Below are 25736 nucleotides of genomic sequence, written 5' to 3'. Positions count from 1 at the left end.
GGGAGCGGCGATCAGGTCGGCGTGCCGCTGTCCGGTGCGACCGGACGGTCGCGCCTGATCGCCAATATGCCAACTCCTGGCGGCTTCGGCCACCTTCTGCGTGGGCCGGGGCGGGAGGAAAGGGATGTACGGCGGAAAGGGGATGCCGTGCGGTCCACCGCATGTCCGGATGACGTGTCGTGCCGTCAGCTCCCGGTCCGCTCCGAGGAGGTGATCAGCTCGACGAGATCGGCGAGGGTGGCGAGCTGGCGTGCGTTCATCTGCGGGGCGCGGGCGGCGAGCCGGACCAGTCCGGTCTCGCGCAGCCGCAGCAGCGGGTCGGCCTCCGCCTCCAGTCCCCGCAGCACCGGCTGCAGGGCCTGGTGCAGGGCTTCCGGTTCGTCCGCGGTGAAGAAGCCCGCGGGCAGTCCGAAGAACCGGCGCAGCCGGTCGGTGTGGGCCAGACTCGGCAGTCCGCTCTTGCGCCACTCGCTGAACCACTGCCGGCTGGTTCCGGCGATCTCGGCCAGTTCGCCCAGCGAGTACCGCTTCCCGTCGGGCCGCCGCCTGGTCTGCCGGATGAAGTCCAGTCGCTGGCGGACGCGTTGGGGGAGGCAGGTCTCGGCGGCCCGGCCGCCGGCGAGCAGGTCGACGACGACGGGGACGGGGACGCCGGTGCGGTGGGAGAGGTCGGCGACGTCGAGGGCCTCCGGCAGCCGGCCCGGGCAGCCGGTCAACTCGCCGAGCCGGCCCAGCACATCGGCCAGCGAGGCGTACGCGTCACTCACCGAGCTTCCCCCCTGGGCATGTCGTTCCGTTCGGTGTTCGGATCGACGCGAGGCTACCGGGTCGGCCGTTCCCCCGACCAGGGGGTGACAACTGATCCTTCGCAAGTCGGCAGCCATCGTTGACAGTTGACGACGCGTTGGGTGAGGATCATGGCACAGAGAGCAAGATCCGACCGCCCCGGGTGCCGTCTATGGGGGAGCGGCATCCGGGGTGTTCCCCCTCTCCCCCGCCGGGGCTGCCGGTGGGCCCCTCAGCCGCCCGCACCGGCGGCCGTCCGCCGGACCAGTTCCTCGGCGGCTCCCAGCAGCTCCACCTCGCGGCGCGTCATCGTCGGGTTGGCCGCGCGGCGCCGGCGGGCTTCGGCCAGGCCGTCCCCGGTGAGCCCGGAGGGGTCGGCGAGCAGTGCCGCGAGCAGCGCGCCGGCCGGCTCGGCGAGCGCCTCGCCGCCGACGGCGACCTGGGCGAGGATGACCGCCGACATGCCCCAGTCCAGTCCCGGCCGGCCGTCCTCGGCGTTGGACCAGTCGATGACCCGGGGGCCGTCCGGGGTCAGCATCACGTTGTCCGGATGCAGATCGAGGTGCAGCACGCGCGCGTCCGGGTCGGCCGCGTCCCGCCCGGGCACGGCGTGCAGTCGGCGCAGCAGCCCGGCGAGGAGCGCACCGCCCTCCGCGGCGCCGACCCGGCCGTCCGTGAGCGCGTCCAGCAGCGTCGGCCCGGACAGCCGTTCCAGTACCAGGTCGGTGCGCGAGCCGGTGGGCCGCACCCGGGGCACCGGATACCCGTGCCCCCGCACGTACTCCATCACGGCCCCCTCGGCGGCCGCGTCCCCCCAGGCCTCGCGGTCCCGGCGCAGCACCCACGCGTCGTCGATCTCGTACACGTCGGCCGAGCGGCCCGAACCCAGCAGTTTCCCCGTCGTGTTCATGGCGTGACCCTAGTCACCCGTCGCGTGTGCCGACAGCCACCCCTCGGGCCGCGCGCGGCTGCCGGTAAAGTGGCGGCGTCGTCATCACACCCGTACGGGGGAAAGCCGGTGCAATTCCGGCGCTGACCCGCAACCGTGAACCGCCGAGAGGCAGTGAGCCGGACCACCCCGGACGGGACGTTGACCGGCTCGCGTGCGTCGGCGGCCCGCCGCGCACGGCACCGTCGAGGTTTACGGGGCCGAGCCGCCCGGGGTGTCTCCCGTGCGCAGCCGGCTCCCCGCAGGAGAGGCATCGCCGATCATGAACGTACGCCGCAGCGCCGCGGCTCTCGCCGTCATAGGCGTGCTGGCCGCCGCAGCGCCCGCCACGGCGGCCGGTCCGTCGCCCTCCGCCTCCCCCAAGGTGTCGATCCCGTCCGGCCTGTACGGCAAGGCGGACCCGACCTACGACGGTGTCTGGCGGCAGTCGCTGGCGCTGCTCGCCCAGCGCACCCTCGGCTACCGGCCGGCCGCCGGGGCCGTGGACTGGCTCACCGGGCAGCAGTGCGCGAACGGGGCGTTCGCCGCCTTCCGCGCCGCTCCCGGCAAGGCCTGCGACAGCGCGGTCAAGCCGGACAGCAACAGCACGGCCGCGGCCGTGCAGGCCCTGAAGGCGGTCGGCGGGCGCGGCGGCGCCGTCGCCAAGGCGGTCGGCTGGCTCAAGTCCGTGCAGAACAAGGACGGCGGCTGGGGCTACTACCCGGGCGGCCCCAGCGACACCAACTCCACCTCCGTCGTCATCGGTGCGCTGGCCGCGGCCGGCACGGACCCGGCGGACGTCCGCAAGTCGGGCAAGTCCCCTTACGACGCCCTGCCCGCCTGGTCCATACCCTGCGGCCAGGACGGCGGCGGCGCGCTCGCCTTCCAGCCGGACAAGAAGGGCAAGCTGCTCGCCAACGCGGACGCGACGGCGGCCGGTGTACTGGGGGCGCTCGGCAAGGGCTTCGTGGCGGAGGCCGGCAAGGCGCCCGCCGAGGACGCCTGCGCCAAGGCCGCGCACCCGGCCCCGGCCCGGGTGGCGGACAACGCCGGCGCGTACCTGGCGTCGGCCGTGGCCGGGACCGGCCACCTCAAGTCCACCCTGCCCGGCGCCAAGGACCAGCCCGACTTCGGCAACACCGCGGACACGGTCGTCGCGCTCGCGGCGGACGGCCGGACCGCGCAGGCGAAGAAGGCGTACGCCTGGCTGGAGAAGAACGCCACCCAGTGGGCGGCGCAGAGCGGCCCGGCCGCGTACGCCCAGCTGGTCTTCGCCGCGCACGCGGTCGGCGCGCGGCCCGCCGACTTCGGCGGCACCGATCTGGTCCGCTCCCTCAACGCCCAGGGCCCTGCCCCGCAGCCGGAGAAGGCCGCCGGGCAGGAGAAGGCCGAGGCGTCCGACGACGACTCCGGCAGCGGTGTGTGGTGGATCGTCGGTGTCGGCCTCGTCGCGGGCATCGGCATCGGTTTCCTCTTCAGCGGCCGCAGGAAGCGGCAGCCGTGACCGCTGTCCGCCGTGCCGTGGCCCTGCTGCTCGCCGCGCTCGTCCTGCTGCTCCCGGCCACCGGGGCGCACGCCGCCGGTTACCGCTACTGGTCGTTCTGGGAGCGCACCGGCGGCCACTGGACGTACGCCACCCAGGGCCCGTCGACGGTCCGCCCGGACGACGGCGCGGTGCAGGGTTTCCGGTTCGCGGTGAGCGCGGACTCCGCGGACGCCAGCCGGCCGCGCGGCGCGGCGGACTTCACGGCCATCTGCGGGGACACGGCCGCCGAGCCGGGTACGAAGCGGGTGGCGCTGGTCCTCGACTTCGGCACGCCCTCGGACGCCCCGTCCGGTGAGACGCCGCCCGCCCGCCGCACAGCGTGCGCCCGCGTGTCCGACGACGCGACGACGGCCGACGCCCTCGCCGCCGTCGCCAAGCCCCTGCGCTACGACACCAACGCCCTGCTGTGCGCCATCGCCGGGTATCCGGGGAAGGGCTGCGGGGAGCAGGTGTCCACGGGGTCGGGGTCGAGCACCTCGGGGAAGGAACGCGACGCGCAGGACGATACGCACGGCGACGCGGACGGCAAGGGCGGCTCGGACAGCGGGCCTTCGCTGGGCCTGCCGATCGGCGCGGCGGTGGTGGCCGTGCTGGCGGGAGCGGCGGTCTGGCAGGCGCGACGGCGACGCGATGACTCCGTGTAGGTGCGGGGTGTCGTGCGACTGCGGCGCCATCGTGGCCGGTCGCGCAGTTCCCCGCGCCCCTGGGGAGTTGGAGTCTGCGTCGGCGCGTGCCTGCCCCAAGTGCGGCAAAGCGTGCCACTGCGGCGCCGTCGTGGCCGGTCGCGCAGTTCCCCGCGCCCCTGGGGAGTTGGAGTCTGCGTCGGCGCGTGCCTGCCCTGAGTGCGGCAAAGCGTGCCACTGCGGCGCCATCGTGGCCGGCCGCGCAGTTCCCCGCGCCCCTGGGGAGTTGCAGCCTGCGTCGGCGCGTGCCTGCCCCAAGTGCGGCAAAGCGTGCCACTGCGGCGCCGTCGTGGCCGGTCGCGCAGTTCCCCGCGCCCCTGGGGAGCGGACGGCCGTGGGGACCCGTGCCCGGCCCTCGCTCCACCCCGGTGCCTGGTGGCTCTGGGCCCTTTCCCTCGGGACCGCGGCCACCCGCACCACCAACCCCCTCCTCCTCGCCCTCCTCATCGCCGCCTCCGCCTACGTCGTGGCGACGCACCGCACCCCCGCCCCCTGGTCCCGCTCGTACGCCGCCTTCGCCAGACTCGCCTTCGCCGTCCTCCTCATCCGCCTCCTCTTCGCGGTGGCCCTCGGCTCCCCCATCCCCGGCACGCACACCCTGTTCACGCTCCCGGAGATCCCGCTCCCCCACTGGGCGCAGGGCATCCGGCTGGGCGGCAGGGTCAACGCCGAGGCGCTCGTCTTCGCCGCCTACGACGGCCTGAAGCTGGCCACCCTGCTCATCTGCGTCGGCGCCGCGAACGCCCTGGCCAGTCCGTCCCGCCTGCTGAAGTCCCTGCCCGGCGCGCTGTACGAGACCGGCGTGGCCGTGGTCGTCGCCCTCACCTTCGCGCCGCACCTCATCGCCGACGTCCGGCGCCTGCGTGCCGCCCGCCGGCTGCGCGGCCGTCCCGACCGGGGCCTGCGCGGCCTGCTCCAGGTCGGGCTGCCGGTCCTGGAAGGCGCGCTGGAACGCTCGGTCGCGCTCGCCGCCGCCATGGAGTCCCGCGGCTACGGCCGTACCGCGCACGTCCCCGCCCGCATCCGCCGTACGACCGCCGCGCTCACCCTCGGCGGCCTGCTCGGCGTGTGCGCCGGAACGTACGGGCTGCTCACCGCGGAGGGCGGCACGTACGGGCTGCCGGTGCTGCTCGCCGGCGTGGCCGCCGCGCTCGCGGGCCTCCGGCTGGGCGGCCGCCGGCTGCTCCGTACCCGGTACCGCCCCGACCCGTGGGGTGCGCGGGCCTGGCTGGTCGCGGGCTCGGGGACGGCGGTCGCCGCGCTCCTGGCGCTCGCCTCAGCCCGCGATCCGGACGCGCTGCACCCGGGAGTGGTGCCGTTGGTCGCGCCCACGCTGCCGTTGTGGCCCGCCGCCGCCGTCCTGCTCGCCCTGCTGCCCGCCTTCGTCGTCCCCCAGCCGCACCACACCACCGAGGAGCCGTCGTGATCCGCTTCGAGAACGTCGGCGTGACGTACGACGGCGCGGCCGCACCCACACTCCGGGGCGTCGGCTTCGAGGTGCCGGAGGGCGAACTGGTGCTCCTCGTGGGCCCGTCCGGGGTCGGCAAGTCGACCGTGCTCGGCGCGGTCAGCGGACTCGTCCCGCACTTCACGGGCGGCACGCTGAGCGGACGGGTCACGGTCGCCGGCCGGGACACCCGGACGCACAAGCCCCGGGAGCTGGCCGACGTGGTCGGCACGGTGGGACAGGACCCGCTCGCGCACTTCGTGACGGACACCGTGGAGGAGGAACTCGCCTACGGCATGGAGTCGTTGGGGCTCGCCCCGGAGGTGATGCGGCGCCGGGTGGAGGAGACCCTGGACCTGCTGGGCCTGGCCGGGCTGCGGAACCGTCCGATCGCCACGCTGTCCGGCGGCCAGCGCCAGCGGGTGGCGATCGGCTCGGTGCTCACCCCGCACCCCCGGGTGCTCGTGCTGGACGAGCCGACCTCGGCGCTGGACCCGGCGGCGGCGGAGGAGGTACTGGCCGTGCTCCAGCGGCTGGTGCACGACCTGGGGACGACCGTCCTGATGGCGGAGCACCGGCTGGAGCGGGTCGTCCAGTACGCGGACCGGGTGGTCCTGCTGCCCGGCCCCGGCGAGGCGCCGGTCACCGGTTCCCCGGCCGAGGTGATGGCCGTGTCCCCGGTGTACCCGCCGGTGGTGGACCTGGGCCGCCTGGCCGGCTGGTCCCCCCTGCCGCTCACCGTGAGAGACGCCCGTCGCCGGGCAGCCCCGCTACGGGACCGCCTGACCGCCGCATCCGCATCCGCAGCCGCATCCGCGGACAGCCCTGCCGCCCCGGCCGCGGGCAGTCGTGCCGCCGGGGCGGCACGGGTGGGCGCGGCGGCGGCCCGCGAGCGAGGGCGACGGGCGACCCCGCTCCCGGCCGGCGCCACCACCGGGCCCCCCCGCGCCCCCGGCCCCCCGCCGTTCCCTCTTCCGCCGCCGCATCACCGGACCCGCCCCCGCCGCTCGCCCCCCGCACCAGGACGTCGCCGAGGTCCACGCCCTCACCGTCCGCCGGGACCGCGTCACCGCCCTGCACCGCGTCGACCTCGCCGTCGCGCCCGGCGAGACCGTCGCCCTCATGGGCCGCAACGGCGCCGGCAAGTCCACTCTCCTCGCCTCCCTCGTCGGGCTGGTACCGCCCACTTCCGGCACGGTCCACGTGGGCGGAGTCACCCCGCACCGCACCACGCCCCGCGACCTCGTACGCCGCGTCGGTCTCGTGCCGCAGGACCCGCGCGACCTGCTCTGTTCCGACACGGTGGCCGCGGAGTGCGCGGCGGCCGACCGGGACGCGGGCGCCGAGCCCGGCACCTGCCGGGCGCTGGTGTCCGAACTGCTGCCGGGCGTCGCGGACGACACGCATCCCCGCGACCTGTCCGAGGGCCAGTGCCTGGCGCTCGCCCTGGCCGTCGTGCTCACCGCCCGCCCCCCGCTGCTCCTGCTGGACGAGCCGACCCGCGGCCTGGACTACGCGGCCAAGGCCCGCCTGGCGGCCCACCTGAGCGCGCTGGCCGCGCAGGGGCACGCGATCGTGCTGGCCACGCACGACGTGGAGCTGGCCGCCGAGATCGCCCACCGGGTGGTGCTGCTCGCGGAGGGCGAGGTGATCGCCGACGGCCCGACGGCCGAGACAGTGGTGTCCTCCCCGTCCTTCGCACCGCAGGTGACGAAGATCCTGGCCCCGCAGCAGTGGCTGACCGTGGCCCAGGTGCGGGAGGCGCTGGCATGACCGGCCCCGGTACGCCTGCCACCGCCCGCGTCCGGGCCGTCCGTCTCGGCCCACGTGCCCTGGCCGCGCTGGTGCTGACCAGCGCGGTCGGCGTGGCCGCCTTCTGCTGGCCCTTCCTCGCCCCGCCCACCGCGCAGCTGAGCGCCCACGCGCAGGACGCGCCCTGGCTCTTCGCGGGCGTGCTGGTGCTGCTGGTCGCGGTCGTGGCGGCGACGATCTCCGAGTCGGACCTCGGGCCGAAGGCGGTGGCCATGCTGGGCGTGCTGGCCGCGACCGGGGCGGCGCTGCGGCCGATCGGCGCGGGCACGGCCGGGATCGAGCCGATGTTCTTCCTGATGGTGCTCAGCGGACGGGTGCTCGGGCCCGGGTTCGGTTTCGCGCTGGGGTCCGTGACCATGTTCGCGTCCGCCCTGCTGACGGGCGGGGTCGGGCCCTGGCTGCCGTTCCAGATGCTGTCGATGGGCTGGTTCACCATGGGCGCCGGCCTGCTGCCCGGCCCGGTCCGGCTGCGCGGCCGGGGGGAGCTGCTGCTGCTCGCCGCGTACGGCTTCCTGGCGGCCTTCGCCTACGGCACGCTCATGAATTTGGCCGGCTGGCCCTTCCTCGGCGCGGCGGCCGCGAACATCTCCTTCGACCCGCACGCCCCGGTCCCCGCGAACCTGGCCCGCTTCGTCGCCTACTGTCTGGCCACCTCGCTCGGCTGGGACCTGGGCCGGGCCGTCTGCACGACGCTCCTCACCCTGGCTCTCGGCCCGGCGGTGCTGCGTGCGCTGCGCCGGGCCACCAGGCGGGCCGCGTTCGAGACGCCGGTCACCTTCGAGGGGCCCGGCGCGTGACGGGCCGCACAGCCGTCCGCGCCGCTGGGTGAGGGGCCGCTCGCGAGGGGTGAGCGGGACGGTGAAGCACCCCACATGACCCACGTCACCTACGACGCCGGGCCGTAGTGCCATTTGTCCGTTATACCCCTTCCGGCACCCCCGCTGACCTGGGGTTCGAGACCCACGCCACAGGGCGCCCGGTCCCGGCCGATCCGGCCACAACTAGTAAAAGGGGTCATTGCGGACGTGTTTCCGGCCTGCTTCTCTGGACGACGTCGCCAGGCGCCACGAGCCCACACGGGCCACGGCGCCGACGCATGCGGCCACGGCGCGTGGCCCTCCCCGTGCGGGCGATCCACTGTCCCCAACGCAAGAGGTTCTCCGTGTCCGTCTCCTTCATCCGCCGCATCGCTTCCCCGAAGAAGGCCCTCACCACCGCCGCCGTGGCCGTCGCCACCGCGGGTATGGCAATGACGTCGGTGTCCGCCCACGCGGCCCCCACCTCGGCCTCCTCCGCCCAGGCGATCGCGCACAAGATGATCCCGGACGCCGCGCAGTACAACGCGTTCAGCAAGATCGTGGAGCACGAGAGCGGCTGGAACCCCTCCGCCACCAACAGCTCCTCCGGCGCCTACGGCCTGGTCCAGGCCCTGCCGGCCTCGAAGATGTCCTCGGCCGGCTCCGACTGGAAGACCAACCCGGCCACCCAGATCAAGTGGGGTCTGGACTACATGAACGACCGCTACGGCAGCCCGGTCAAGGCCTGGAACTTCTGGCAGGCCAACGGCTGGTACTGAGCCGCCCGCCGCTGAGCCGCCTCCCCGGCGCCGCCTCCCGCGGCGCCGCGGCACCGCGCCGCACACCCGCATCCGCACCCTCGCCCTGTCGGCGAGGGTGCGCGCGCATGTCCGGCTCCCCCCCGGCGGCGCGGCGCACCGCCGGGAGTCGCCGGGTCCGCGGCGGCGTCAGCGGGAGCCGGCGGCGGGCAGGCGCTCCGGTGCGGGCGCGGGGCGGGCGGTGGCGACGGCCCGCGGCCCCTGGAACAGGTACGACAGTCCGAAGCCCGCGCCGACGACCACCGCTCCGCCGACCGCGTCCAGCACCCAGTGGTTGCCGGTCGCGACGATGGCCGAGACGGTGAAGAAGGGATGGAGCAGGCCGAGGGCCTTCATCCAGCACCGCACGGCGATGACGGCGATGACGATTCCGCACCACAGGGACCATCCGAAGTGCAGGGACGGCATCGCCGCGTACTGGTTGGTGAGCGCGGTCAGGGTGCCGTAGTCCGGCTTGGAGAAGTCCTGCACGCCGTGGACGGTGTCGATGACGCCGAGCGCCGGCATCAGGCGCGGCGGAGCCAGCGGGAAGAGCCAGAAGCCGGCCAGGGCGAGCAGGGTGGCGAAGCCGAGGGAGGCGCGCGCCCAGCGGTAGTCGGCCGGCCGGCGCCAGTACAGGACGCCCAGGACGGTCAGCGGCACCAGGAAGTGGAAGGACTCGTAGTAGAAGTCGAAGAAGTTCCGCAGCCAGCCGGTCCGCACGACGGCGTGGTTGGCCCAGCGCTCGATGTCGACGCGCAGGAAGCGCTCCACGTCGAGCACGTTCTGTCCGTGGCGCTCGGCGCGCGCCCGGCCGCCGGAGTTGGTGCCGCCGGTCGCGGCGAGGCGGACCTGCTGGTAGGCCGCGTAGGTGACGCGCAGAAGGAGCAGCTCCAGGAGCAGGTTCGGGCGGGTGAGGACCCGCCGCAGGAACGGCGCCCACGGTGTCCTGCGCAGGCGTGCGGGGCCCTGCGGGGCGTACTCCGTGGCGATCGGTGTCCGGTGGTACGGCGAGGCGCGGGGCAGGAAGGGCACGGCCGTGGCGGCGGCCAGGGCCGCGAGCAGGACGAGGTTGTCCCGCAGCGGATACAGCGGCGACATGTTCGGCAGCATCATCCCGGCCGGGAGCGTGGTGACCAGGATGACGGCCGTCGGCCAGACGCAGCGGTCGGAGGCCCGCCTGCCGACCCGGCCGGCCACCGCGAGCAGCACCCACAGCAGCTGGTGCTGCCAGGTGGTGGGTGAGACGGCGACCGCGGCGCAGCCGGTGACGGCGACGGCGAGCAGCAACTGGCCGTCGCGGGCGTAGCGGACGGCCCGGCGCAGGGCGAGGACGGCCGTGACGGCGCCCAGCAGCAGGAAGAGGCAGATCTCCAGCGGGCCGTGGAGGCCGAGCCGGAGCAGGGCGCCGTGCAGGGACTGGTTGGCGCTGGCGTCCGCCTCCCCGCCGAGGCCCGCGCCCGCCATGTGGTGCACCCAGTAGGTGTACGAGTCGTGCGGCATCGCCGCCCGGGCGAGCACGGTGCAGGCGGCGAAGGTGCCGGCCGCGGTGACGGCGGGCGTGCGGCGCCCGGTGAACCACAGCAGGGGGACGAACAGCAGCACCGTCGGCTGGAGGGCGGCCGCGAGGCCCACGCACAGCCCGCCGGCGCGCTCGCCGCGGACGGCGAAGCAACCGACCAGGACGAGGAGCACCGGGATGATGCTGGTCTGGCCGAGCCACAGGGCGTTGCGGACCGGCAGCGACAGCATGAGCAGGCTGATCGCGACCGGCGCGGCCAGCAGGGACGTCCGGCGGCCGACCGGCTGGGGCAGCGCGCGGGCGGCGATCATGCCGAGGGCGACCACCAGCAGCAGGGAGCCGAAGGTCCAGCCCCAGCCGAGGGCCGCCTGCGCCGAACGGGTGAGGGGCTTGAGGACCAAGCCGCCGAAGGGGGTGCCGGTGAACTCCGTCGAGTCGTAGAGCGAGCCGTTGACGTGCAGGACGCCCTCGGGGCCGACCCAGGTCTCCAGGTCGGTGAGCCGCTCCCCGTCCGGGGTGGTGAGGACGACGGCCACCTGCCGTGCCGCGAGGACCGCCGCCACCGCCCACAGGGCGAGCCGGACCGCGAGCAGCCGCGCTCCGGGTCCGGCCGGTCCTAACGCGTCCGCCGGTCGCGCGCCGTGATCCGCATTCGCCACGCCTCGTAGGCCTCCGCACCGTTTTCGTACCGGCCGCCCCGTGCGCCGGGTTTCGCGCGAAACCCTACGAGGCTCACGGGCCGCGGGAGAAGGCCGCGAGGCAGCCCCCGCGTCACCTGAGGTTGACCTCCTTTTGTCCTGAATGACCCAGGCCGCAGGCGCCCCGGTTCCACGCCACGGACGCGAGAAGCATCACAGTGACCAGGCGGAATGGCACTGTGTGAGCGGGCAGACGTACCTGCGTACGCACCATTTGGCTGCCCTATGCATCGATTCGCACACGGGTCGTAAGCGGCCGGAATCCGCCTATGGTCGATTTTCGGTCCTTCTCGGCAGCGCCGCCGTCCGGGCCGCGTCCCTGTCCCCGTCGAAAGGCAGGCGAGCCTCGTTTTGGCGACCGCTACAGCCATCACCCCGCACCTGAAGACCCGCCGGGCCTCCAAGGCCCGCGACGTCACCGTCACCGACCCCGCACTCGTCAAGCGCGCCGTGAAGGCGGCCGCGCTGGGCAACGCGATGGAGTGGTTCGACTTCGGCGTCTACAGCTACATCGCGGTCACCCTGGGCAAGGTCTTCTTCCCCTCCGGCAACCCGACCGCACAGCTGCTCTCCACGTTCGGCGCCTTCGCGGCGGCCTTCCTGGTCCGCCCGCTCGGCGGCATGGTCTTCGGTCCGCTGGGCGACCGTGTGGGCCGGCAGAAGGTCCTCGCCGTCACGATGATCATGATGGCGGCGGGTACGTTCGCGATCGGCCTGATCCCGTCGTACGCCACGATCGGCGTGGGCGCGCCGCTGCTCCTGCTGGCCGCCCGGCTGGTGCAGGGCTTCTCCACGGGTGGTGAGTACGCGGGCGCGTCGACGTTCATCGCCGAGTACGCGCCGGACAAGAAGCGCGGCTTCTTCGGCAGCTGGCTGGAGTTCGGCACGCTCGCCGGTTACATCGGCGGCGCGGGTCTGGTCACCCTGATGACGGCCCTGCTCTCCTCGGACGACCTGCTCTCCTGGGGCTGGCGGATCCCGTTCCTGATCGCGGGCCCGATGGGCATCATCGGCCTCTACCTGCGGATGCGCCTGGAGGAGACCCCGGCGTTCGCGGCGGAGGTCGAGAAGGCGGAGGCCGCCCGGCCGAAGGTGCCGCTGCGCGAGATGGTCGCGGGCCAGTGGAAGGCGCTGCTGCTGTGCATGGGTCTGGTGCTGGTCTTCAACGTCACCGACTACATGCTGCTGTCGTACATGCCGAGCTACCTCACCAGTGAGCTGAAGTACGACGAGACGCACGGACTGCTGGTCGTGCTCGGTGTGATGGCGCTGATGATGATCGTCCAGCCGTTCGCCGGCGCGCTGACCGACCGGATCGGCCGCCGTCCCGTGATCGCGGCGGGCTGCGCCGGGTTCCTGCTCCTGTCCGTCCCGGCGCTGCTGCTGATCCGTGACGGCAGTCTGCTCGCCGTGGCCCTGGGCATGGGCGCGCTGGGCCTGCTGCTGGTCTGCTTCACGGCGGCCATGCCGGCCGCGCTGCCCGCGCTGTTCCCGACCCGGGTCCGCTACGGCTCCCTGTCCATCGGCTTCAACGTGTCCGTGTCCCTGTTCGGCGGGACGACCCCGCTGGTCGTGACCGCGCTGATCGGGGCGACGGGAAACATGATGATGCCCGCGTACTACATGATGGCCGCGGCCGTCGTGGGCGGGTTCGCGGTGTGGCGGATGACGGAGTCGGCGGGGCGGCCGCTGCCGGGTTCCGCCCCGGCAGTGGAGCAGGCGTAAGCGCCGCGGGGGTGCGGGTTCGCCGCCGGTGCGGGTGCGTGGGGGCTGGTCGCGCGGTTCCCCGCGTGTTCCGTCCCGGGGGCGAGCAGGCGTAAGCGCCGCGGGGATGCGGGTTCGCCGCCGGTGCGGGTGCGTGGGGGCTGGTCGCGCGGTTCCCCGCGCCCCCAGGGGGGTGACGTCGGCGGCGTTGTTCAGGCGCCGGAGCCGGGGATTCCGGGGCGTCGACGGGTGCGGGCTCGTGGGGCTGGTCGCGCGGTTCCCCGCGTCCCTGGGGGGTTGACGGAACCGTGGGTGGGGTGGGGTCGTCTGTAGGCCTGTGACCCGCGCCCGGATAGTCTCCCTGCTCCTCGCACTGCTCGGCATCCAGCTGACCTGGTTCATCGCCCCCGCTTACGCCTGCGGCTGCGGCGCGATGGTCCCGGACCCCGCGGCCCGGATCGCCGTCTCCGACGAACGGTCGGTACTCCGCTGGGACGGCCGGCGCGAGGACATCGTCATGCGGCTCACCGTCGACGGCGACGCGCACCACGCCGCCTGGATCATGCCGGTCCCGCACCGGGCGACCGTCCGCCTCGGCGACCCGGCCGTCTTCGGCCAGCTCGCCCACGCCATGGCCCCCGTCCACCGCACCCGGTACCACTTCTGGCCGCACGACGGCGAGTGGCCCTTCGACGGCCACGACGAGGTCGGCGACGCCGCCCCGCCCCCCGCGGCGGGCGCCGTCTCGGTGGTCGGCCGCCAGCGGCTCGGCCCGTTCGACGTGGCCCGGCTGACCGCAACCGACCCCGCCGCCCTCGGCGACTGGCTGCACGCACACGGCTTCGCCCTGCCGGCCCGGCTGAAAACCGCTCTCCAGCCGTACGTCGACCGGCACTGGGAGTACGTCGCCGTACGCCTCGCCCCGGACACGTCCGGGGCCATGCTGCACGGCGCCCTGGACCCGCTCCACCTCACCTTCGCCGCCGACCGGCCGGTCTACCCGATGCGGCTGTCCCGCCTCGCCGGCCTGCCGCAGTCGCTCGGCCTGTACGTGCTCGCCGCGCACCGCATGGAGACCCGCACGGCGATCGGCGGCCTGCCTCCCGAGGTGGTCTTCGCCGGCCGTCTCACCACGCACGACGGCGCCCTGGGCGAGCTGGCGTCCGGCACCCCGTACCTGACGGCGTTCACCCAGCGGTTCCCCGACCCACGCCGCATCTCCGGCGACCACGAACTGCGCCGGGCCGCCGCCGACACCCCGGTCCAGCAGGTGATCTACGACGACGAGCTGCGCAGGATCGCCGGGATCCCCGCCTGGCTGCTGACCACCGCGGGCGGGCTGCTCGTGGTGGTCGCGGCCGTCGCCGTCGCCGTCGTACGGCGCTCGCGGCGGCCGGTTCCGCCCCCTCCCCCCGTCGAGCCACCGCCGCCGCTCTCCCCGTCCGTGCCCGTCGGCTGAGATCATCGAAGTGGGCACGGGCGAAGAAGCCTCGGGAAGACACTCGGGAAAGGCAGCAAGCGCATGAGCGGGTCGCAGCTCTGGGACGACGTGGACGACTACTTCATCAGCCGGCTCTCCCCCGACGACGATGCGCTGCGGGCGGCGCTGCGGGACAGTGAGGCCGCCGGGCTGCCGCCCATCGGCGTCACGGCCGCCCAGGGAAAGTTCCTGCAGCTGCTCGCCCAGGTGCAGGGCGCGCGCACCGTCCTGGAGATCGGCACGCTCGCCGGTTACAGCACGATCTGGCTGGCCCGCGCCCTGCCCGAGGACGGCAGGCTGATCTCGCTGGAGTACAGCGCCAAGCACGCCGAGGTCGCCGTCCGCAACCTAGCCCGGGCGGGCCTGGAACGGGTCGCGGAGGTGCGGGTGGGCCCGGCCCTGGAGTCGCTGCCCAAGCTCGCCGACGAGAACCCGGCCCCCTTCGACCTGGTCTTCATCGACGCCGACAAGGCCAACAACGCGCACTACGTGGAGTGGGCGCTGCGGCTCACCCGTGCGGGCAGCGTGATCGTCGTGGACAACGTGGTCCGCGGCGGCCGGGTCGCCGACGCGGGCAGCACGGAGCCGGACGTGGTCGGCACCCGAAACGCGATCGACCTGATCGCGAACCACCCGAGGCTGAGCGGTACGGCGATCCAGACGGTCGGCCAGAAGGGCTACGACGGTTTCGCCGTGGCCCGGGTACTGGCCTGAGCGCCGGTGCCGGCCGGTCCGTTCCTTCCCGGGCCGGATTCACCCTTCGTGGTAGAAACCCACGTTGACGCTGCGCGGTGCGGTGCGGTCCCGGACGATGATCTCGCCGGACCCGCCGCGCGGCAGCGCCACGGTCCCGCCGTAGGCGACGGTCTGCGCGTACTCCCCGACGACCAGGCGCACCTCGGAGGCCGGGTCGGCCTGGGAGCCGCGCAGCCAGGACACCTGCCAGCCGCCCGCGGGACCGCACTGGAACTCCAGGTGGACGCGGGAGACGAACAGCCAGTCCTCCGGGGTGACCAGCCGGCACACGGACGCGTCGCGGCCGACCCGCAGCACGGCGCCGGGCTCGCTGGGCGCGTCGGCCATCGTCATGCCGGCCGTGGCGCCCGCGTCGGCGTCCGAGACGGTGGCCATGGTGAGTTCGAGCACGCCTGATCCCCCTGCAGCAGTTCTGATGCGGTGCCGCCGCATGATAAAACGCCCGGCCGGGCCGCGTCCGGCACAATGGGTTCATGACCGAGCGAAAGCCACCGGGCGTGCCGTTCGAGTCCTGGGCCGACAAACAGATCCGCGACGCGCTCGCGCGCGGCGAGTTCGAGCGGCTGCCGGGGGCGGGTGAGCCGCTGCCCGCCGAACTCGAGTCCGGCTACGACGAACTGTGGTGGGTCAGACGGAAGATGGCCCGTGAGGGGCTGGCCGTGCTGCCTCCCTCCCTGGCCCTGCGCAAGGAGGCCGAGGACGCGCTCGTGGCGGCGTACGCGGCGCCCTCGGAGCGGATCGCGCGGAAGATCATCGAGGACGTCAACGTCCGGATCCGCGACATGATGTTCAAGCCGCCGCCCGGCCCCCCGCTGGGGAAGAAGCCGTACGACGTCGAGGAGGTCGCACGCGAATGGCGGCAGCGCAGGGCTGCCGCCAAGGGGAACGCGCCAGGCTCAGCCGTGTAGCAGGCGTCCGGCCAGTTCCCGGTAGTCGCGCAGGGCCAGCCTCAGCTGCTCGGTGTCGGTCTCGGCACCGGGGCCGTGTTCCTCGCCGCCCTCCCAGGACGCCCGCAGGGTGCGGCGGCGCCGGGTCACGGCATCGGTGAACCGCTCGGCGATCTCCTCCAGCGCCCGGTCGGCCTCCACGACGGCGCCGCGGGGTTCGTCGACGAACCCGGCGGCCACCTGCCGCATCCGCTGCTCCCAGCGGTCCGTCTCGTCGTACGACATCAGCGGGGTGCCGGCGCCGGCCGCCTGGCCGGAGGCCGCGGGGGCGGCCGTCCCGCGCGCGCTGCCGTGGCCGCCGTCTCCGGCCGCGCCGCCGTGGGCCGTCGCTGCGCCGGCGGACGGGGCGCCGAGCCCGTCGTCCGGCATCCGTCGCTGGCCGGGCGCCGGCGCCGCGTCCCCGCCGGGCGCGCGGGTCGTGTCGGCGCCCAGGTCCTCCGTGCCGGGCCGCAGGCCCTCGGAGCCGTGCGGCCGGTCGTACGCCTCGGCGCCCCGTGCCCGGGCCTCCCCGGAGCCGGGGACCGTGGCCGGGTCCGACTTCCCGAACAGGCCCGAGGAGCCCTCGCCCGGGTCGTCGTGCATGCGGCCCGCGCCCTCACCCGGCATCCGGCCCGCTCCCTCGTCCGGCATCCGCCCGGCACCTCCCCGCATCCGGCCCATGCCCTCGTCCGGCATGCGACCCGTCCCTTCGTCCGGCGCACGGCCGGCGCCCTCGTCCGGCATGCGGCCGGTTCCCTCCGTCATCCGTCCCATACCCTCGTCCGGCATGCGGCCCGGCCCTGCCTGCCCGCGGCCCGCGCCTTCGTCCGGCATGCGGTCCGCGCCCTCGTCCGGCGACGGTTCGCCGGGCAGTCGTTCCCCGGGCCGGGCCTCTCTCGGCGCCCGGTGGCCGGATTCCGGGTCGCCCGGCGCCCACTCGTCCTCCGGCGGCCGGGTGAAGCGGCCTGTGGGATACCGCTCGTCGCCGGAGCCGGTCGTCCTGTCCGTCATGACGCTCGACTCTCCTTCGGCCGGCTCCGGTGGAAGCCCGCGGCGGCCGGTTTCCGGGCCGTGCCGGCGGCCGGACGGTGCCGGCCGTTGTGCGTGCCGGGGCTGGTCAGGTCGTCGAAGAGCTCACGGGCTCGCACCAGGGCGGTCCGCATCTCCTCGGTCCCGGCGCCCGCCCCGTCGTTGGCCACCCGGTGCACCTGCCGGTAGCCCTCCACGTGATCGGCGTGGTGGACGGACAGCGCGGCGAGCTGCTCCTCGTAGCGCCCGTCGTCCGGGTAGCCGCGGACGGCCGCCAGCTCGGCGAGCAGCCGGTCGGCCTCTGCCACCGCCTCCCGTGGCGACTCGACGAAGCGCTCCTGGACCGCCGTCCAGCGGGCCGCGTACCGCTCCCGGTCTTCATGGTCCAGCGGCCGTTCCCGCAGGTCGCCGTGGCGTTCGACGCGCTCGGCCAGTTCCCGTTCGGCGGCCTTGGCGTCCCCGTCGTGCAGGGCCACGGTCCGCTCGTACTCGGGTCCGAAGCGTCGCTTGAGGCCGGCTCCGCCGCCGCGCCGTGCGCGGCCGATGGCCAGGGCCCCCGCGCCGAGGACCACGACCGCCGCAATCACGATCAGCAAGATGATCAGTCCTGTGGACATGGTTGCCTTCCGATCGGACCGGCCCCACTGGCCGGCTCACCCTTCGGGTGACCCGGAAGTCGGCCCACAAACGGCGGGCGCACGCCGGGACCGGGGGCCGGATTCCCGGCGCTGTCGCCGTCCGTGCGCCGGGGCACGTCCGCCCGGGCCCGCTCGCCCGCTCGCTCGGGGCGCGGGGCGTCTCCCGGACCCGCGATATCCGGTTGCGCGGGGCGCGCGGCGTCTCCCGACAATGACCGGCATGACGTGGACCATCGCCCCCGAGCCGTACGACTCCCCGGACGCCGCCGCACTGTGGCGGGCGTACTACACGGAGGTCAGCGACCGCTGGTACCTGCTGCACGAGGGGCACCGGACCGACCCCGGCGAGCTGGAACGGGGGATAGCGGCCCAGGCGGGAGCCGAACTCACCCCACCGGGCGGCCGGTTGCTCGTGGGCCGGTACGACGGGGAGCCGGCCGGGTCGGCGGGTGTGCGGCTGCTGGACGCGGACACGGCCGAACTGACCCGGGTCTTCGTGGTGGAGGGCGTGCGCGGCCGGGGCGGGGCCGCGCTCCTCGTGGCGGCCGCGGAGGAGGCCGCCCACGCGCTCGGCGCCCGCCGGATCGTCCTGGACACCCGCTCCGACCTCGTCGAGGCCCGCGCCCTGTACGCCCGCCTGGGCTACACCGAGACCGGTCCGCACAACGACGACCCGTACGCCGAGCACTGGTTCCGCAAGGAGCTGGAGCCGGTGGCGGCGCGGGCCGTCAACCGGCCTTGAGGACCGTCCCGTTGTGCGGCCGTTCCCGTTCCGCGCCGCACAGTTCGCCGGTGAGTTCCCGGACCAGCCGGCTCAGGTCGGTCGAGCGGCCCGGCTGCCACCAGTCGCCCAGCAGGTCGGCAAGGGACTCCTCCCGGGCCGTGGCGAGCCGTTCGGCGACCTCGCGGCCGGAGTCGGTCAACGCCAGGTCCAGGCCCCGGCGCTGGGCGAGGCGCCGCTCCTCGACCTGGCGGGCGGCCGCCATCACCGCCTGGAGCGGCACGGAGGTGCGCTCGGCGAGCACGGCCGGCTCGACGGAGCCGTACCTGCGCATGCGCAGCAGCAGCCAGCTGGCGGCCGGCAGCAGGTCGTAGCCGGCCCGTTCGGTGATCTCCCGGTAGATCTCCCGGCGGCCCTCCCGGGTGCCGAGCAGGGACAGGGCGCGGCACACCTCCTCGTAGGAGGAGCGCTCGACCGGGTTGGGCGGGATGGTCTCGGAGGCGTCGGGCGCGGTGACCGAGCCGCGCAGCCGGTCCTCCTTGAGGAACCAGGCCAGCACGAAGCCGAGGGCGGCGACGGGGGCGGCGTAGAGGAAGACGTCGGTGATGGCGGAGGCGTAGGCGTGCAGGGCCGCCGGGCGCAGCGCGGGCGGCAGCGCGGCGATGCCCCGCGGGTCCGCCTTGAGCGCGTCGGCGCCGGCCCCGGGCGGCAGGCGCACGCCCCGGAAGGCGTCGACGAGCTTGTCGCCGAGCCGGCTCGCGAAGACGGTGCCGAAGATGGCGACGCCGAAGGAGGCGCCGATGGACCGGAAGAAGGTCGCGCCGGAGGTGGCGACGCCGAGGTCCTCGTAGGAGACCGCGTTCTGCACGATCAGGATCAGGACCTGCATGACCAGGCCCAGACCGAGGCCGAAGACGAAGAAGCAGACGCTCATCTGGGTGGTGGAGCTGTGCTCGTCGAGCCGGTGCAGCAGGAGCAGGCCGAGGGTCGTGACGGCCGTGCCGGCCAGCGGGAAGACCTTCCAGCGGCCGGTGCGGCTGACGATCTGCCCGGACGCCGTGGAGGACAGCAGCAGACCGAACACCATGGGCAGCATGTGCACGCCGGACATGGTCGGGGTGACGCCGTGCACGACCTGGAGGAACGTCGGCAGGTAGGTCATGGCGCCGAACATGGCGAAACCGATGATGAAACTGATGACGGCGGCGAGCGTGAAGGTGCGGATGCGGAAGAGCCCCAGCGGCAGCACCGGTTCGGCGGCCAGGCGTTCCACGGCGACGAACGCCACGGCGAGCACGACGCCCAGCACGGCGAGCCCGATGATCTGTGGGGAGCCCCACGCCCAGGTCGTACCGCCGAGGGAGGCGACGAGGACCAGGCAGGTGGCGACCGAGGCGATCAGGAAGGTGCCGAGGTAGTCGATGACGTGCCGGGCGGTGCGGCGCGGGATGTGCAGGGCGGCGGCGATGACGGCGAGCGCGACGACGCCGACGGGCAGGTTGACGTAGAACACCCAGCGCCAGCTCAGGTGCTCGGTGAACAGCCCGCCGAGGAGCGGCCCGAGCACGCTGGTCGCGCCGAACACGGCGCCGAACAGGCCCTGGTAGCGGCCGCGTTCACGGGGCGGCACGAGGTCCCCGACGATCGCCATCGACAGCACCATGAGCCCGCCGCCGCCCAGGCCCTGCAGCGCCCGGAAGCCGATGAGCTGCGACATGTCCTGGGCCATGCCGCACAGCGCGGAGCCGATGAGGAAGATGACGATCGCGGTCTGGAACAGGCGTTTGCGTCCGTACTGGTCGCCGAGCTTGCCCCACAGCGGGGTCGCGGCGGTCGACGCGAGGAGATAGGCGGTGACGACCCAGGACAGGTGCTCCAGTCCCCCGAGATCGCTGACGATGGTGGGCAGCGCGGTCGCCACTATGGTCTGGTCGAGCGCGGCGAGCAGCAGCCCGAGCAGCAGGGCGCCGATCGGGACGAACACGCTGCCCGGGACGTGTTCGCCGCGGTTCACGTCCTCGGCCGTGCCGTGCGTGTCCAGGGCCATGGAGACCTCCCGGGGCTCGGTGCGCATCTTCCATCGTGGGGGGAGTCACCGTTTATGGCCTGTTGAGTCCCGCCGATGTGAAGGGAGTCTGCATAATCTCTGGAGCCCGTGCGGGGAGGGGACGAACACATGGCGGAACCGAGGGGCCACACGTGCCCGGAGTGCGGGACTCCCCGCGGACCGGACGGCACCCCGTCATGCGACTGTGCCCGGCGGGCCGCCGAGGCGCACACCGAGGCGCGTACGGCGGAGGCGGCAGCGGCGGAGGACTTCGACCCGCTGCGCATACGGCCGTATGTGGAGGTGGGGAGCGCGGAGGGAGACCCCGCGGCGGGCCCCACCCCGGGGGACGGCGAGGCGCGGACGCCGGTGCGGGAGGATTCGCCGCCCATCGGATTCGGGTCGGCGTCGGGGGCCAGGTCCGGGTTCGGGGTCGGTGAGGAGAGCGCCGCCGGCACGGCACGAGCGCCGGCGGACGGCTCCTCCGCCGAACCGTCATCGGAGCCGGCACCGGGACCGTCACCGGTGCCGGCCGGTCCCGGCGGTCGTTCACGCGGGGCCCGTCGTGCCGTCCTGCTCGCGGTCGCGGGCGCCGGGGTGGCCCTCCTGCTGGCTGCCGCCGCCGCGAGCGGGCTGTTCTCCTACCACCCGCCGGCCCGTGGCCGGGCCGCTCCCCAGGTACGGGAGAGCGTGCCGGACGGGACGCGAGCGTCGTCGCACCGCTCTGCCGCCCCCTCCGGGCCGGCGTCCCGGCCCGTGCCCCCGCCGGCCGCGCCACCCCGGGCCCCCGCCGCGGACCCGACGCCCTCGGTGTCCCGCAGCGCACCCGGCAGCACGTCCGCCAGTGCGTCGGCCCCGGCGCCTTCGCGCACGGCGTCCGGGACCCCCGGTCCGTCGGCGAGCGCCCTCACCCTCCGCCGCGGCGACGAAGGTCTCGAGGTCATCGACCTGCAGGCCCGGCTGAGCGCGCTGAACCTCTACACCGGCCGCATCGACGGCGCCTACACCCGCCCCGTGGAGGACGCGGTGCGCACCTACCAGCAGGCCCGCGGCATCCAGGGCGACGCACTCGGCGTCTACGGCCCCCGGACACGGGCGAGCCTGGAAGGGGAGACCTGGTAGCCGTGCGTTCCCGAGGGGGCGGGCGTGCGGGGTGGCCACTGCGAAGGGCAGGCGTGCGAGGCTTCGAGGCGCATGAGTGCGGGGTGGCCGCCTCAGCCCAGGTGCAGTCGTACCGTTCCGTCCCCGGCGGGCTCCACCCGCACCTGCGTCAGGTCCCGCACCACGACATCCGGACCGTACGCGCGGGCCCGCTCCCCCACTCCCACGACCCGCATACCGGCCGCTCGCCCGGCCGCGATGCCCGCCTGCGAGTCCTCGAAGACGACGCAGTCCTCAGGATCCACGCCCAGCTCCGCCGCCCCCTTCAGGAACCCCTCGGGGTCGGGCTTGCTCGCGCCCACCGACTCGGCGGTGACGCGCACCTCGGGCGGCGTCAGCCCCGCGGCGGCCATGCGGGCGCCGGACAGGGCGACGTCGGCCGATGTCACGAGGGCGTGCGGCACACCGCGCAGGGAGGCGAGGAAGGCGGCGGCGCCGGGCACCTCGACCACGCCGTCCATGTCGGCGGTCTCCGCGGCGAGCATGCGCGCGTTGTCGGCAAGGTTCTGCGCCATCGGCCGGCCAGGCAGCAGCACCGCCATCGAGGCGTGCCCCTGCCGCCCGTGCACGACCTTCATCACCTCGTCGCCGTCCAGTCCGTGCTGTCCGGCCCAGCGCCGCCAGATGCGTTCCACGACGGCGTCCGAGTCGACGAGGGTGCCGTCCATGTCGAGCAGGAGGGCGCGGGCGGTGAGGACGGCGGGTGTGGCGGTGGCCGGCATCGGCAGCTCCCAGGGACTCCCCGTGGCGGAAAAGGGAAGCGGAGAAAAGAGACAGGGGGACAAAACGGCCCCGCCCGCCGGTCAGGGTGAACGGGCGGGAGCCACTTTGTTTCTCTACGGTACAAAACCTGGCGCGGTCACGCCACCACGCCCGGCGCGTGCGCGGCTCAGCCCGCCACGGCCTCGTAGAGGCTCCAGACGCCGAGGGCCAGCATCAGCAGTGCGGCGATCCGCGTGATCAGCCGCAGCGGCACCCGCTTCATCAGGGCCTTTCCGCCCACGATGCCGAGTCCGGCCACGGCCCACAGTCCCAGCACGGCACCCAGGCCGACGGACAGCGGGTCGTCGTAGCGGGCGGCCAGGTTGGCGGTCATGATCTGGGTGAGATCGCCGAACTCGGCGACGAGGATGAGCGTGAAGCCCGCGCCCGCGACCTTCCAGAAGGACTGGTCGGCGGGCTTCTTGATCTCCTCCTCGTGCTCGTCCTTGTGCCACAGCAGCATCGCGGCCCCGCCGAGGAAGAGCACGCCGGTGACGGCGTGCACGATCTGCTGCGGCAGCAGGGTCAGAACACTGCCCGCGGCGACGGCGAGCACGACGTGCAGCAGGAAGGCGGCGGCCACGCCCGCGAAGACGTAGGAGGCGCGGTATCGGGTGCCGAGGACGAGGCCCGCGAGCGCCGTCTTGTCCGGCAGTTCGGCGAGGAAGACGACGCCGAAGACCAGTGCCGTCACGGAGATGCTGATCAAGGTTCCTCAATCGGTCGGGGCTGCCCACCGAGAGTGCGGTACGTCATGCGATGACACCTCGGCACGGCAGCGCACTGGGTGCCCGTGCCGGGAAAGCACGGGCGTGCACTGCTTGCCGAAGGTCTCGCTGGCGGACCACAGGATCCGCCTCCGGGCGCCGGCTCAGCCTGGCTGAGCAGTATGTCGACGGTCCGGCGAAGAGCTACTCCCCTTCTGCGCGCCCCATCGTACGGGATGTGAAGGTTCCGTCGTGAACCTTGTCATGTCATGAGCACGTCACTAGCTTCTTACCGAGCGCTCACCTGCCGGCAACGCAGCCTCGCGAGCATTCCCTCGCTCGTGCCCAACCCCCCCACCCCACCAGGGAGTTCGCATGTCCAGGTTCTACGCGCGTCGACGGCTGAGCATACTCGCGACCCTCACCGGCCTGACAGCCTCCGCCGCCCTGTTCAACTCCCCGACCGCCTCCGCCGCCCTGCCCACGCCGGTCAGCGCCGCCACCGCCCGCGGCTACCTCTCCCAGCTGACCGTGGCCACCGAGAACCGCACCGGCTACAGCCGCGACCTCTTCCCGCACTGGATCACCGTCAGCGGCGCCTGCAACACCCGCGAGACGGTCCTCAAGCGCGACGGCTCGGGCGTCGTCACCGACTCCTCCTGCGCGGCCACCAGCGGCAGCTGGTACTCCCAGTACGACGGCGCGACGTGGACCGCCGCCTCCGACCTCGACATCGACCACCTCGTGCCGCTGGCCGAGGCCTGGGACTCCGGCGCGAGCAAGTGGACCACCGCCCAGCGCCAGGCCTTCGCCAACGACCTGACCCGGCCCCAGCTCATCGCCGTGACGGACAACGTCAACCAGGCCAAGGGCGACCAGGACCCGGCCACCTGGATGCCGTCGCGCACCGCCTACCGGTGCACCTACGTCCGCGCCTGGGTGCAGGTGAAGTACTACTACAACCTCTCCGTCGACTCGGCCGAGAAGAGCGCGCTGACGAACTACCTGGCCGGCTGCTGACCCTCCGCACCGGACAGCACCGGCGGGCGGGGCCGTCCGCGGCCCCGCCGCGTCAGGCGGCCGGGCTGAGTCAGGCGGCCGGGCTGACCTCTGCCGGCCGCCCTACGTCCGCCGGCCGGGCCCCGTTCGCCGACCGGGCCGCCTCAGGCGGCCGGGCCGCGGCGCACGAGGTAGCCCGCGGCCCCGCCCGCCGCGAACAGCGCGGCCACCGAGACACCCGTGGCCAGCCACGTCGCACCCAGCCACTGCGCGCCGTAATAGCCGAGGGCGACGCTGTAGGCGGCCCAGGACAGCCCGGCCAGCGCGGACCAGGGCAGGAAGTCACGGGCACGGCGATGCGCGGCGCCCGCGCAGAAGGAGACGACCGAGCGGCCGGCCGGCGCGAACCGGGCGAGGACGACCAGCGCGCCACCTCCCCGGGCGAGGGCATCGCCCAGGCGCTGCTGCGCGGTCGTCAGACGCCGGGACCGGGCTATCGCCCGGTCCAGCCGCTCCCCGCCGCGCCAGGCGAGGCGGTAGGCCACCAGATCGCCGAGGAGCGAGGCGGTCGCCGCGGACAGGATCAGGACCGCGATGTCCGGCACGTCGTGCGGGACCCGGCCCGCCGCCGCACCCGAACCCGCAGCCGCGGCCGTGGCGGCCGTGATGACGAGCACACCGCTCGGCAGCACCGGCACGAACACGTCGAGCAGCACGGACACCGCCACCACGGCATAGATCCACGGTCCGGCCGCAAGCGACCCCACGCTCTCGAACACGACTGCTCCCCACTACTCCCCCGTTGACAGCCATACAGCGTACGCCGGGGGAGTGACAGCGGGTTCCTCTGGGGGCTGGTGTGATCAGCCGGTGATCATGCGGTGATCAGGCCGCCGTCGGTGTCCGGTCCTCCGCCGGCTCATCGGCCACCGCCGTGCGCCGCGCGACGAGCCGGTCCAGGCCGAAGGCGCCGGAGCCGGTGAAGACCAGCAGGAAGAACGCCCAGCAGAACAGGACGGACAGCTCGCCGCCGTTCTGGATGGGCCACAGGGCGGCCCGCTGGTGGACGTCGAAGTACGCGTACGCCATGGAGCCCGAGGCGATCAGCGCGGCCCCACGGGTGCCGAGGCCGACCAGCACCAGACCGCCGGCGACGAACTGGATCACGGCCGCGTACCAGCCCGGCCAGGTGCCGGCGTCGATCGTGCCGCCGTCGGTGCCCGCGGCGCCGCCGAGGACGCCGAAGAGCGAGGCGGCGCCGTGCACCGCGAAGAGCAGGCCCACGACGACCCGGAACAGGCCGAGGGCGTAGGGCCGAGCGGCATCGAGGCGTGCGGACACGGCTGACATGACGGATGTGAGGGGGGACATGGAGGGGCTCCTCTTCGGTGTCGGTCGGACCGGCCGGGGAGGTGGGGGGCCGGCCGTGGGGGCGGCGGTACCGAGTGAGGAGAGGTTAGGCGAACCTAATCTGTGCTTGCAAGTTCAACATCCAGCCGTTCGACATCCGGCCGTTCTACCCCGTCGGTCGCACGGCCCGCCCGCGCACCTCCAGCCCGTCCAGCAACTCAGCCGTGGCCTCGGCCACCGCGGCCACCGCGCGGTCGAACACCTCGCGGTTGTGGGCGGCGGGGGCCCGGAAGCCCGAGACCTTGCGCACGTACTGCAGTGCGGCGGCGTGAATGTCCTCTTCCGTGGCCTCGTCGGGCAGCACGGGCGGTCGCAGCGTCTTGATACTCCGGCACATGCGAACAGTCTCGCGCTCGCCACCCGTCCCTGCGATGATCACG

24 protein-coding genes and 1 pseudogene are annotated in these 25736 nt (G+C 74.1%); 13 read left to right on the top strand and 12 right to left on the bottom strand.

Going from position 1 to position 25736, the window contains the following annotated elements; translation table 11 throughout:
* Positions 1-185: 185 nt before the first annotated feature.
* The gene (locus IE177_RS07240; protein ID WP_190013903.1) at positions 186-767 is read right to left on the bottom strand and encodes a helix-turn-helix transcriptional regulator; all 582 of its coding nucleotides are present in this window, start codon (positions 765-767) and stop codon (positions 186-188) included.
* A 251-nt stretch (positions 768-1018) separates the two neighbouring features.
* Positions 1019-1696, bottom strand: a complete 678-nt coding sequence (locus IE177_RS07235) for a phosphotransferase (RefSeq protein WP_190013902.1) — start codon at positions 1694-1696, stop codon at positions 1019-1021.
* 301 nt (positions 1697-1997) lie between these two features.
* Here IE177_RS07235 and IE177_RS07230 point away from each other — a divergent pair, with 301 nt between their 5' ends.
* From IE177_RS07230 to IE177_RS07205, 6 genes and pseudogenes are all read left to right on the top strand, one after another.
* On the top strand, positions 1998-3218 hold the full coding sequence (locus tag IE177_RS07230) for an SCO2321 family membrane protein (RefSeq protein WP_190013901.1): 1221 nt from the start codon (positions 1998-2000) through the stop codon (positions 3216-3218).
* Positions 3215-3904: an SCO2322 family protein gene (locus IE177_RS07225; RefSeq protein WP_190013900.1), complete on the top strand. Its 690-nt coding sequence runs from the start codon at positions 3215-3217 to the stop codon at positions 3902-3904. Before IE177_RS07230 ends, IE177_RS07225 begins: the two co-directional genes overlap by 4 nt.
* Positions 3905-4277: 373 nt before the next feature.
* On the top strand, positions 4278-5369 hold the full coding sequence (locus IE177_RS07220; RefSeq protein WP_190013899.1) for an energy-coupling factor transporter transmembrane component T: 1092 nt from the start codon (positions 4278-4280) through the stop codon (positions 5367-5369).
* Positions 5366-7163, top strand: a pseudogene (locus IE177_RS07215) (ABC transporter ATP-binding protein). Before IE177_RS07220 ends, IE177_RS07215 begins: the two are co-directional and overlap by 4 nt.
* Entirely contained in the window at positions 7160-7999 is an 840-nt protein-coding gene (locus IE177_RS07210) for an ECF transporter S component (protein WP_190013898.1), read from the top strand. The pseudogene IE177_RS07215 and the gene IE177_RS07210 overlap by 4 nt, the downstream one beginning before the upstream one ends.
* A gap of 365 nt (positions 8000-8364) precedes the next feature.
* The gene (locus IE177_RS07205; RefSeq protein ID WP_190013897.1) at positions 8365-8778 is read left to right on the top strand and encodes an aggregation-promoting factor C-terminal-like domain-containing protein; all 414 of its coding nucleotides are present in this window, start codon (positions 8365-8367) and stop codon (positions 8776-8778) included.
* A 168-nt stretch (positions 8779-8946) separates the two neighbouring features.
* Here IE177_RS07205 and IE177_RS07200 read toward each other — a convergent pair whose 3' ends face one another.
* Positions 8947-10977, bottom strand: a complete 2031-nt coding sequence (locus IE177_RS07200; RefSeq protein ID WP_190013896.1) for a bifunctional glycosyltransferase 87/phosphatase PAP2 family protein — start codon at positions 10975-10977, stop codon at positions 8947-8949.
* Positions 10978-11367: 390 nt separating this feature from the next.
* Here IE177_RS07200 and proP point away from each other — a divergent pair, with 390 nt between their 5' ends.
* The 3 genes from proP to IE177_RS07185 all read left to right on the top strand — a co-directional run bounded on the left by proP (position 11368) and on the right by IE177_RS07185 (position 14914).
* Entirely contained in the window at positions 11368-12741 is a 1374-nt protein-coding gene (proP, locus tag IE177_RS07195) for a glycine betaine/L-proline transporter ProP (protein ID WP_190013895.1), read from the top strand.
* A gap of 316 nt (positions 12742-13057) precedes the next feature.
* The gene (locus IE177_RS07190; protein ID WP_229815918.1) at positions 13058-14179 is read left to right on the top strand and encodes a DUF2330 domain-containing protein; all 1122 of its coding nucleotides are present in this window, start codon (positions 13058-13060) and stop codon (positions 14177-14179) included.
* A gap of 63 nt (positions 14180-14242) precedes the next feature.
* Positions 14243-14914, top strand: a complete 672-nt coding sequence (locus IE177_RS07185) for an O-methyltransferase (protein WP_190013894.1) — start codon at positions 14243-14245, stop codon at positions 14912-14914.
* Positions 14915-14953: 39 nt separating this feature from the next.
* Here the strand turns inward: IE177_RS07185 and IE177_RS07180 are convergent, their stop codons facing one another.
* Positions 14954-15346, bottom strand: coding sequence for a hypothetical protein (locus IE177_RS07180; protein WP_190013893.1), 393 nt, complete (start codon positions 15344-15346; stop codon positions 14954-14956).
* Between the two features lie 83 nt (positions 15347-15429).
* Between IE177_RS07180 and IE177_RS07175 the strand changes: the two genes are divergently transcribed.
* The gene (locus IE177_RS07175) at positions 15430-15864 is read left to right on the top strand and encodes a DnaJ family domain-containing protein (RefSeq protein ID WP_190013892.1); all 435 of its coding nucleotides are present in this window, start codon (positions 15430-15432) and stop codon (positions 15862-15864) included.
* Here IE177_RS07175 and IE177_RS35545 read toward each other — a convergent pair.
* Positions 15853-16893, bottom strand: a complete 1041-nt coding sequence (locus IE177_RS35545) for a hypothetical protein (RefSeq protein WP_308431540.1) — start codon at positions 16891-16893, stop codon at positions 15853-15855. The two genes, IE177_RS07175 and IE177_RS35545, sit on opposite strands and share 12 nt — an antisense overlap.
* On the bottom strand, positions 16890-17528 hold the full coding sequence (locus tag IE177_RS07165) for a hypothetical protein (RefSeq protein WP_190013891.1): 639 nt from the start codon (positions 17526-17528) through the stop codon (positions 16890-16892). The genes IE177_RS35545 and IE177_RS07165 overlap by 4 nt, the downstream gene beginning before the upstream one ends.
* Positions 17529-17760: 232 nt before the next feature.
* On the opposite strand from IE177_RS07165, the gene IE177_RS07160 reads away from it, so the two are divergent.
* Positions 17761-18291: a GNAT family N-acetyltransferase gene (locus IE177_RS07160; RefSeq protein ID WP_190013890.1), complete on the top strand. Its 531-nt coding sequence runs from the start codon at positions 17761-17763 to the stop codon at positions 18289-18291.
* On the opposite strand, the gene IE177_RS07155 is transcribed toward IE177_RS07160, so the two are convergent.
* Positions 18278-20317, bottom strand: coding sequence for an MDR family MFS transporter (locus tag IE177_RS07155; RefSeq protein ID WP_190014131.1), 2040 nt, complete (start codon positions 20315-20317; stop codon positions 18278-18280). The genes IE177_RS07160 and IE177_RS07155 overlap by 14 nt on opposite strands.
* Positions 20318-20446: 129 nt before the next feature.
* Between IE177_RS07155 and IE177_RS07150 the strand changes: the two genes are divergently transcribed.
* Complete coding sequence (locus IE177_RS07150; RefSeq protein ID WP_190013889.1) at positions 20447-21439, top strand: peptidoglycan-binding domain-containing protein; 993 nt, start codon at positions 20447-20449, stop codon at positions 21437-21439.
* Between the two features lie 92 nt (positions 21440-21531).
* On the opposite strand, the gene IE177_RS07145 is transcribed toward IE177_RS07150, so the two are convergent.
* Together IE177_RS07145 and IE177_RS07140 are read right to left on the bottom strand one after the other, a co-directional pair.
* Positions 21532-22200, bottom strand: coding sequence for an HAD-IA family hydrolase (locus IE177_RS07145; RefSeq protein ID WP_190013888.1), 669 nt, complete (start codon positions 22198-22200; stop codon positions 21532-21534).
* A 167-nt stretch (positions 22201-22367) separates the two neighbouring features.
* Complete coding sequence (locus tag IE177_RS07140) at positions 22368-22949, bottom strand: TMEM165/GDT1 family protein (RefSeq protein ID WP_190013887.1); 582 nt, start codon at positions 22947-22949, stop codon at positions 22368-22370.
* Between the two features lie 373 nt (positions 22950-23322).
* On the opposite strand from IE177_RS07140, the gene IE177_RS07135 reads away from it, so the two are divergent.
* Positions 23323-23967 carry an HNH endonuclease family protein gene (locus IE177_RS07135; protein WP_190013886.1) on the top strand — a complete coding sequence of 215 codons (645 nt, stop codon included), beginning with the start codon at positions 23323-23325 and terminating at the stop codon, positions 23965-23967.
* Positions 23968-24110: 143 nt separating this feature from the next.
* Here IE177_RS07135 and IE177_RS07130 read toward each other — a convergent pair whose 3' ends face one another.
* The 3 genes from IE177_RS07130 to IE177_RS07120 form a co-directional block, all read right to left on the bottom strand.
* On the bottom strand, positions 24111-24725 hold the full coding sequence (locus IE177_RS07130; protein WP_190013885.1) for a DedA family protein: 615 nt from the start codon (positions 24723-24725) through the stop codon (positions 24111-24113).
* Between the two features lie 106 nt (positions 24726-24831).
* Positions 24832-25287: a DoxX family protein gene (locus tag IE177_RS07125; RefSeq protein ID WP_190014129.1), complete on the bottom strand. Its 456-nt coding sequence runs from the start codon at positions 25285-25287 to the stop codon at positions 24832-24834.
* A 175-nt stretch (positions 25288-25462) separates the two neighbouring features.
* A complete protein-coding gene (locus IE177_RS07120) occupies positions 25463-25693 on the bottom strand; it encodes a DUF2277 domain-containing protein (protein ID WP_190013884.1) in 231 nt (76 codons plus the stop codon).
* Between the last annotated feature and the right edge of the window lie 43 nt (positions 25694-25736).

Origin of the sequence: Streptomyces lucensis JCM 4490, assembly GCF_014650035.1 — a bacterium.
GTDB classification, from domain to species: Bacteria; Actinomycetota; Actinomycetes; order Streptomycetales; family Streptomycetaceae; genus Streptomyces; species Streptomyces lucensis.
Note: the sequence above shows the minus strand (reverse complement) of the source record. Positions and strands in the feature narration are given on the sequence as shown.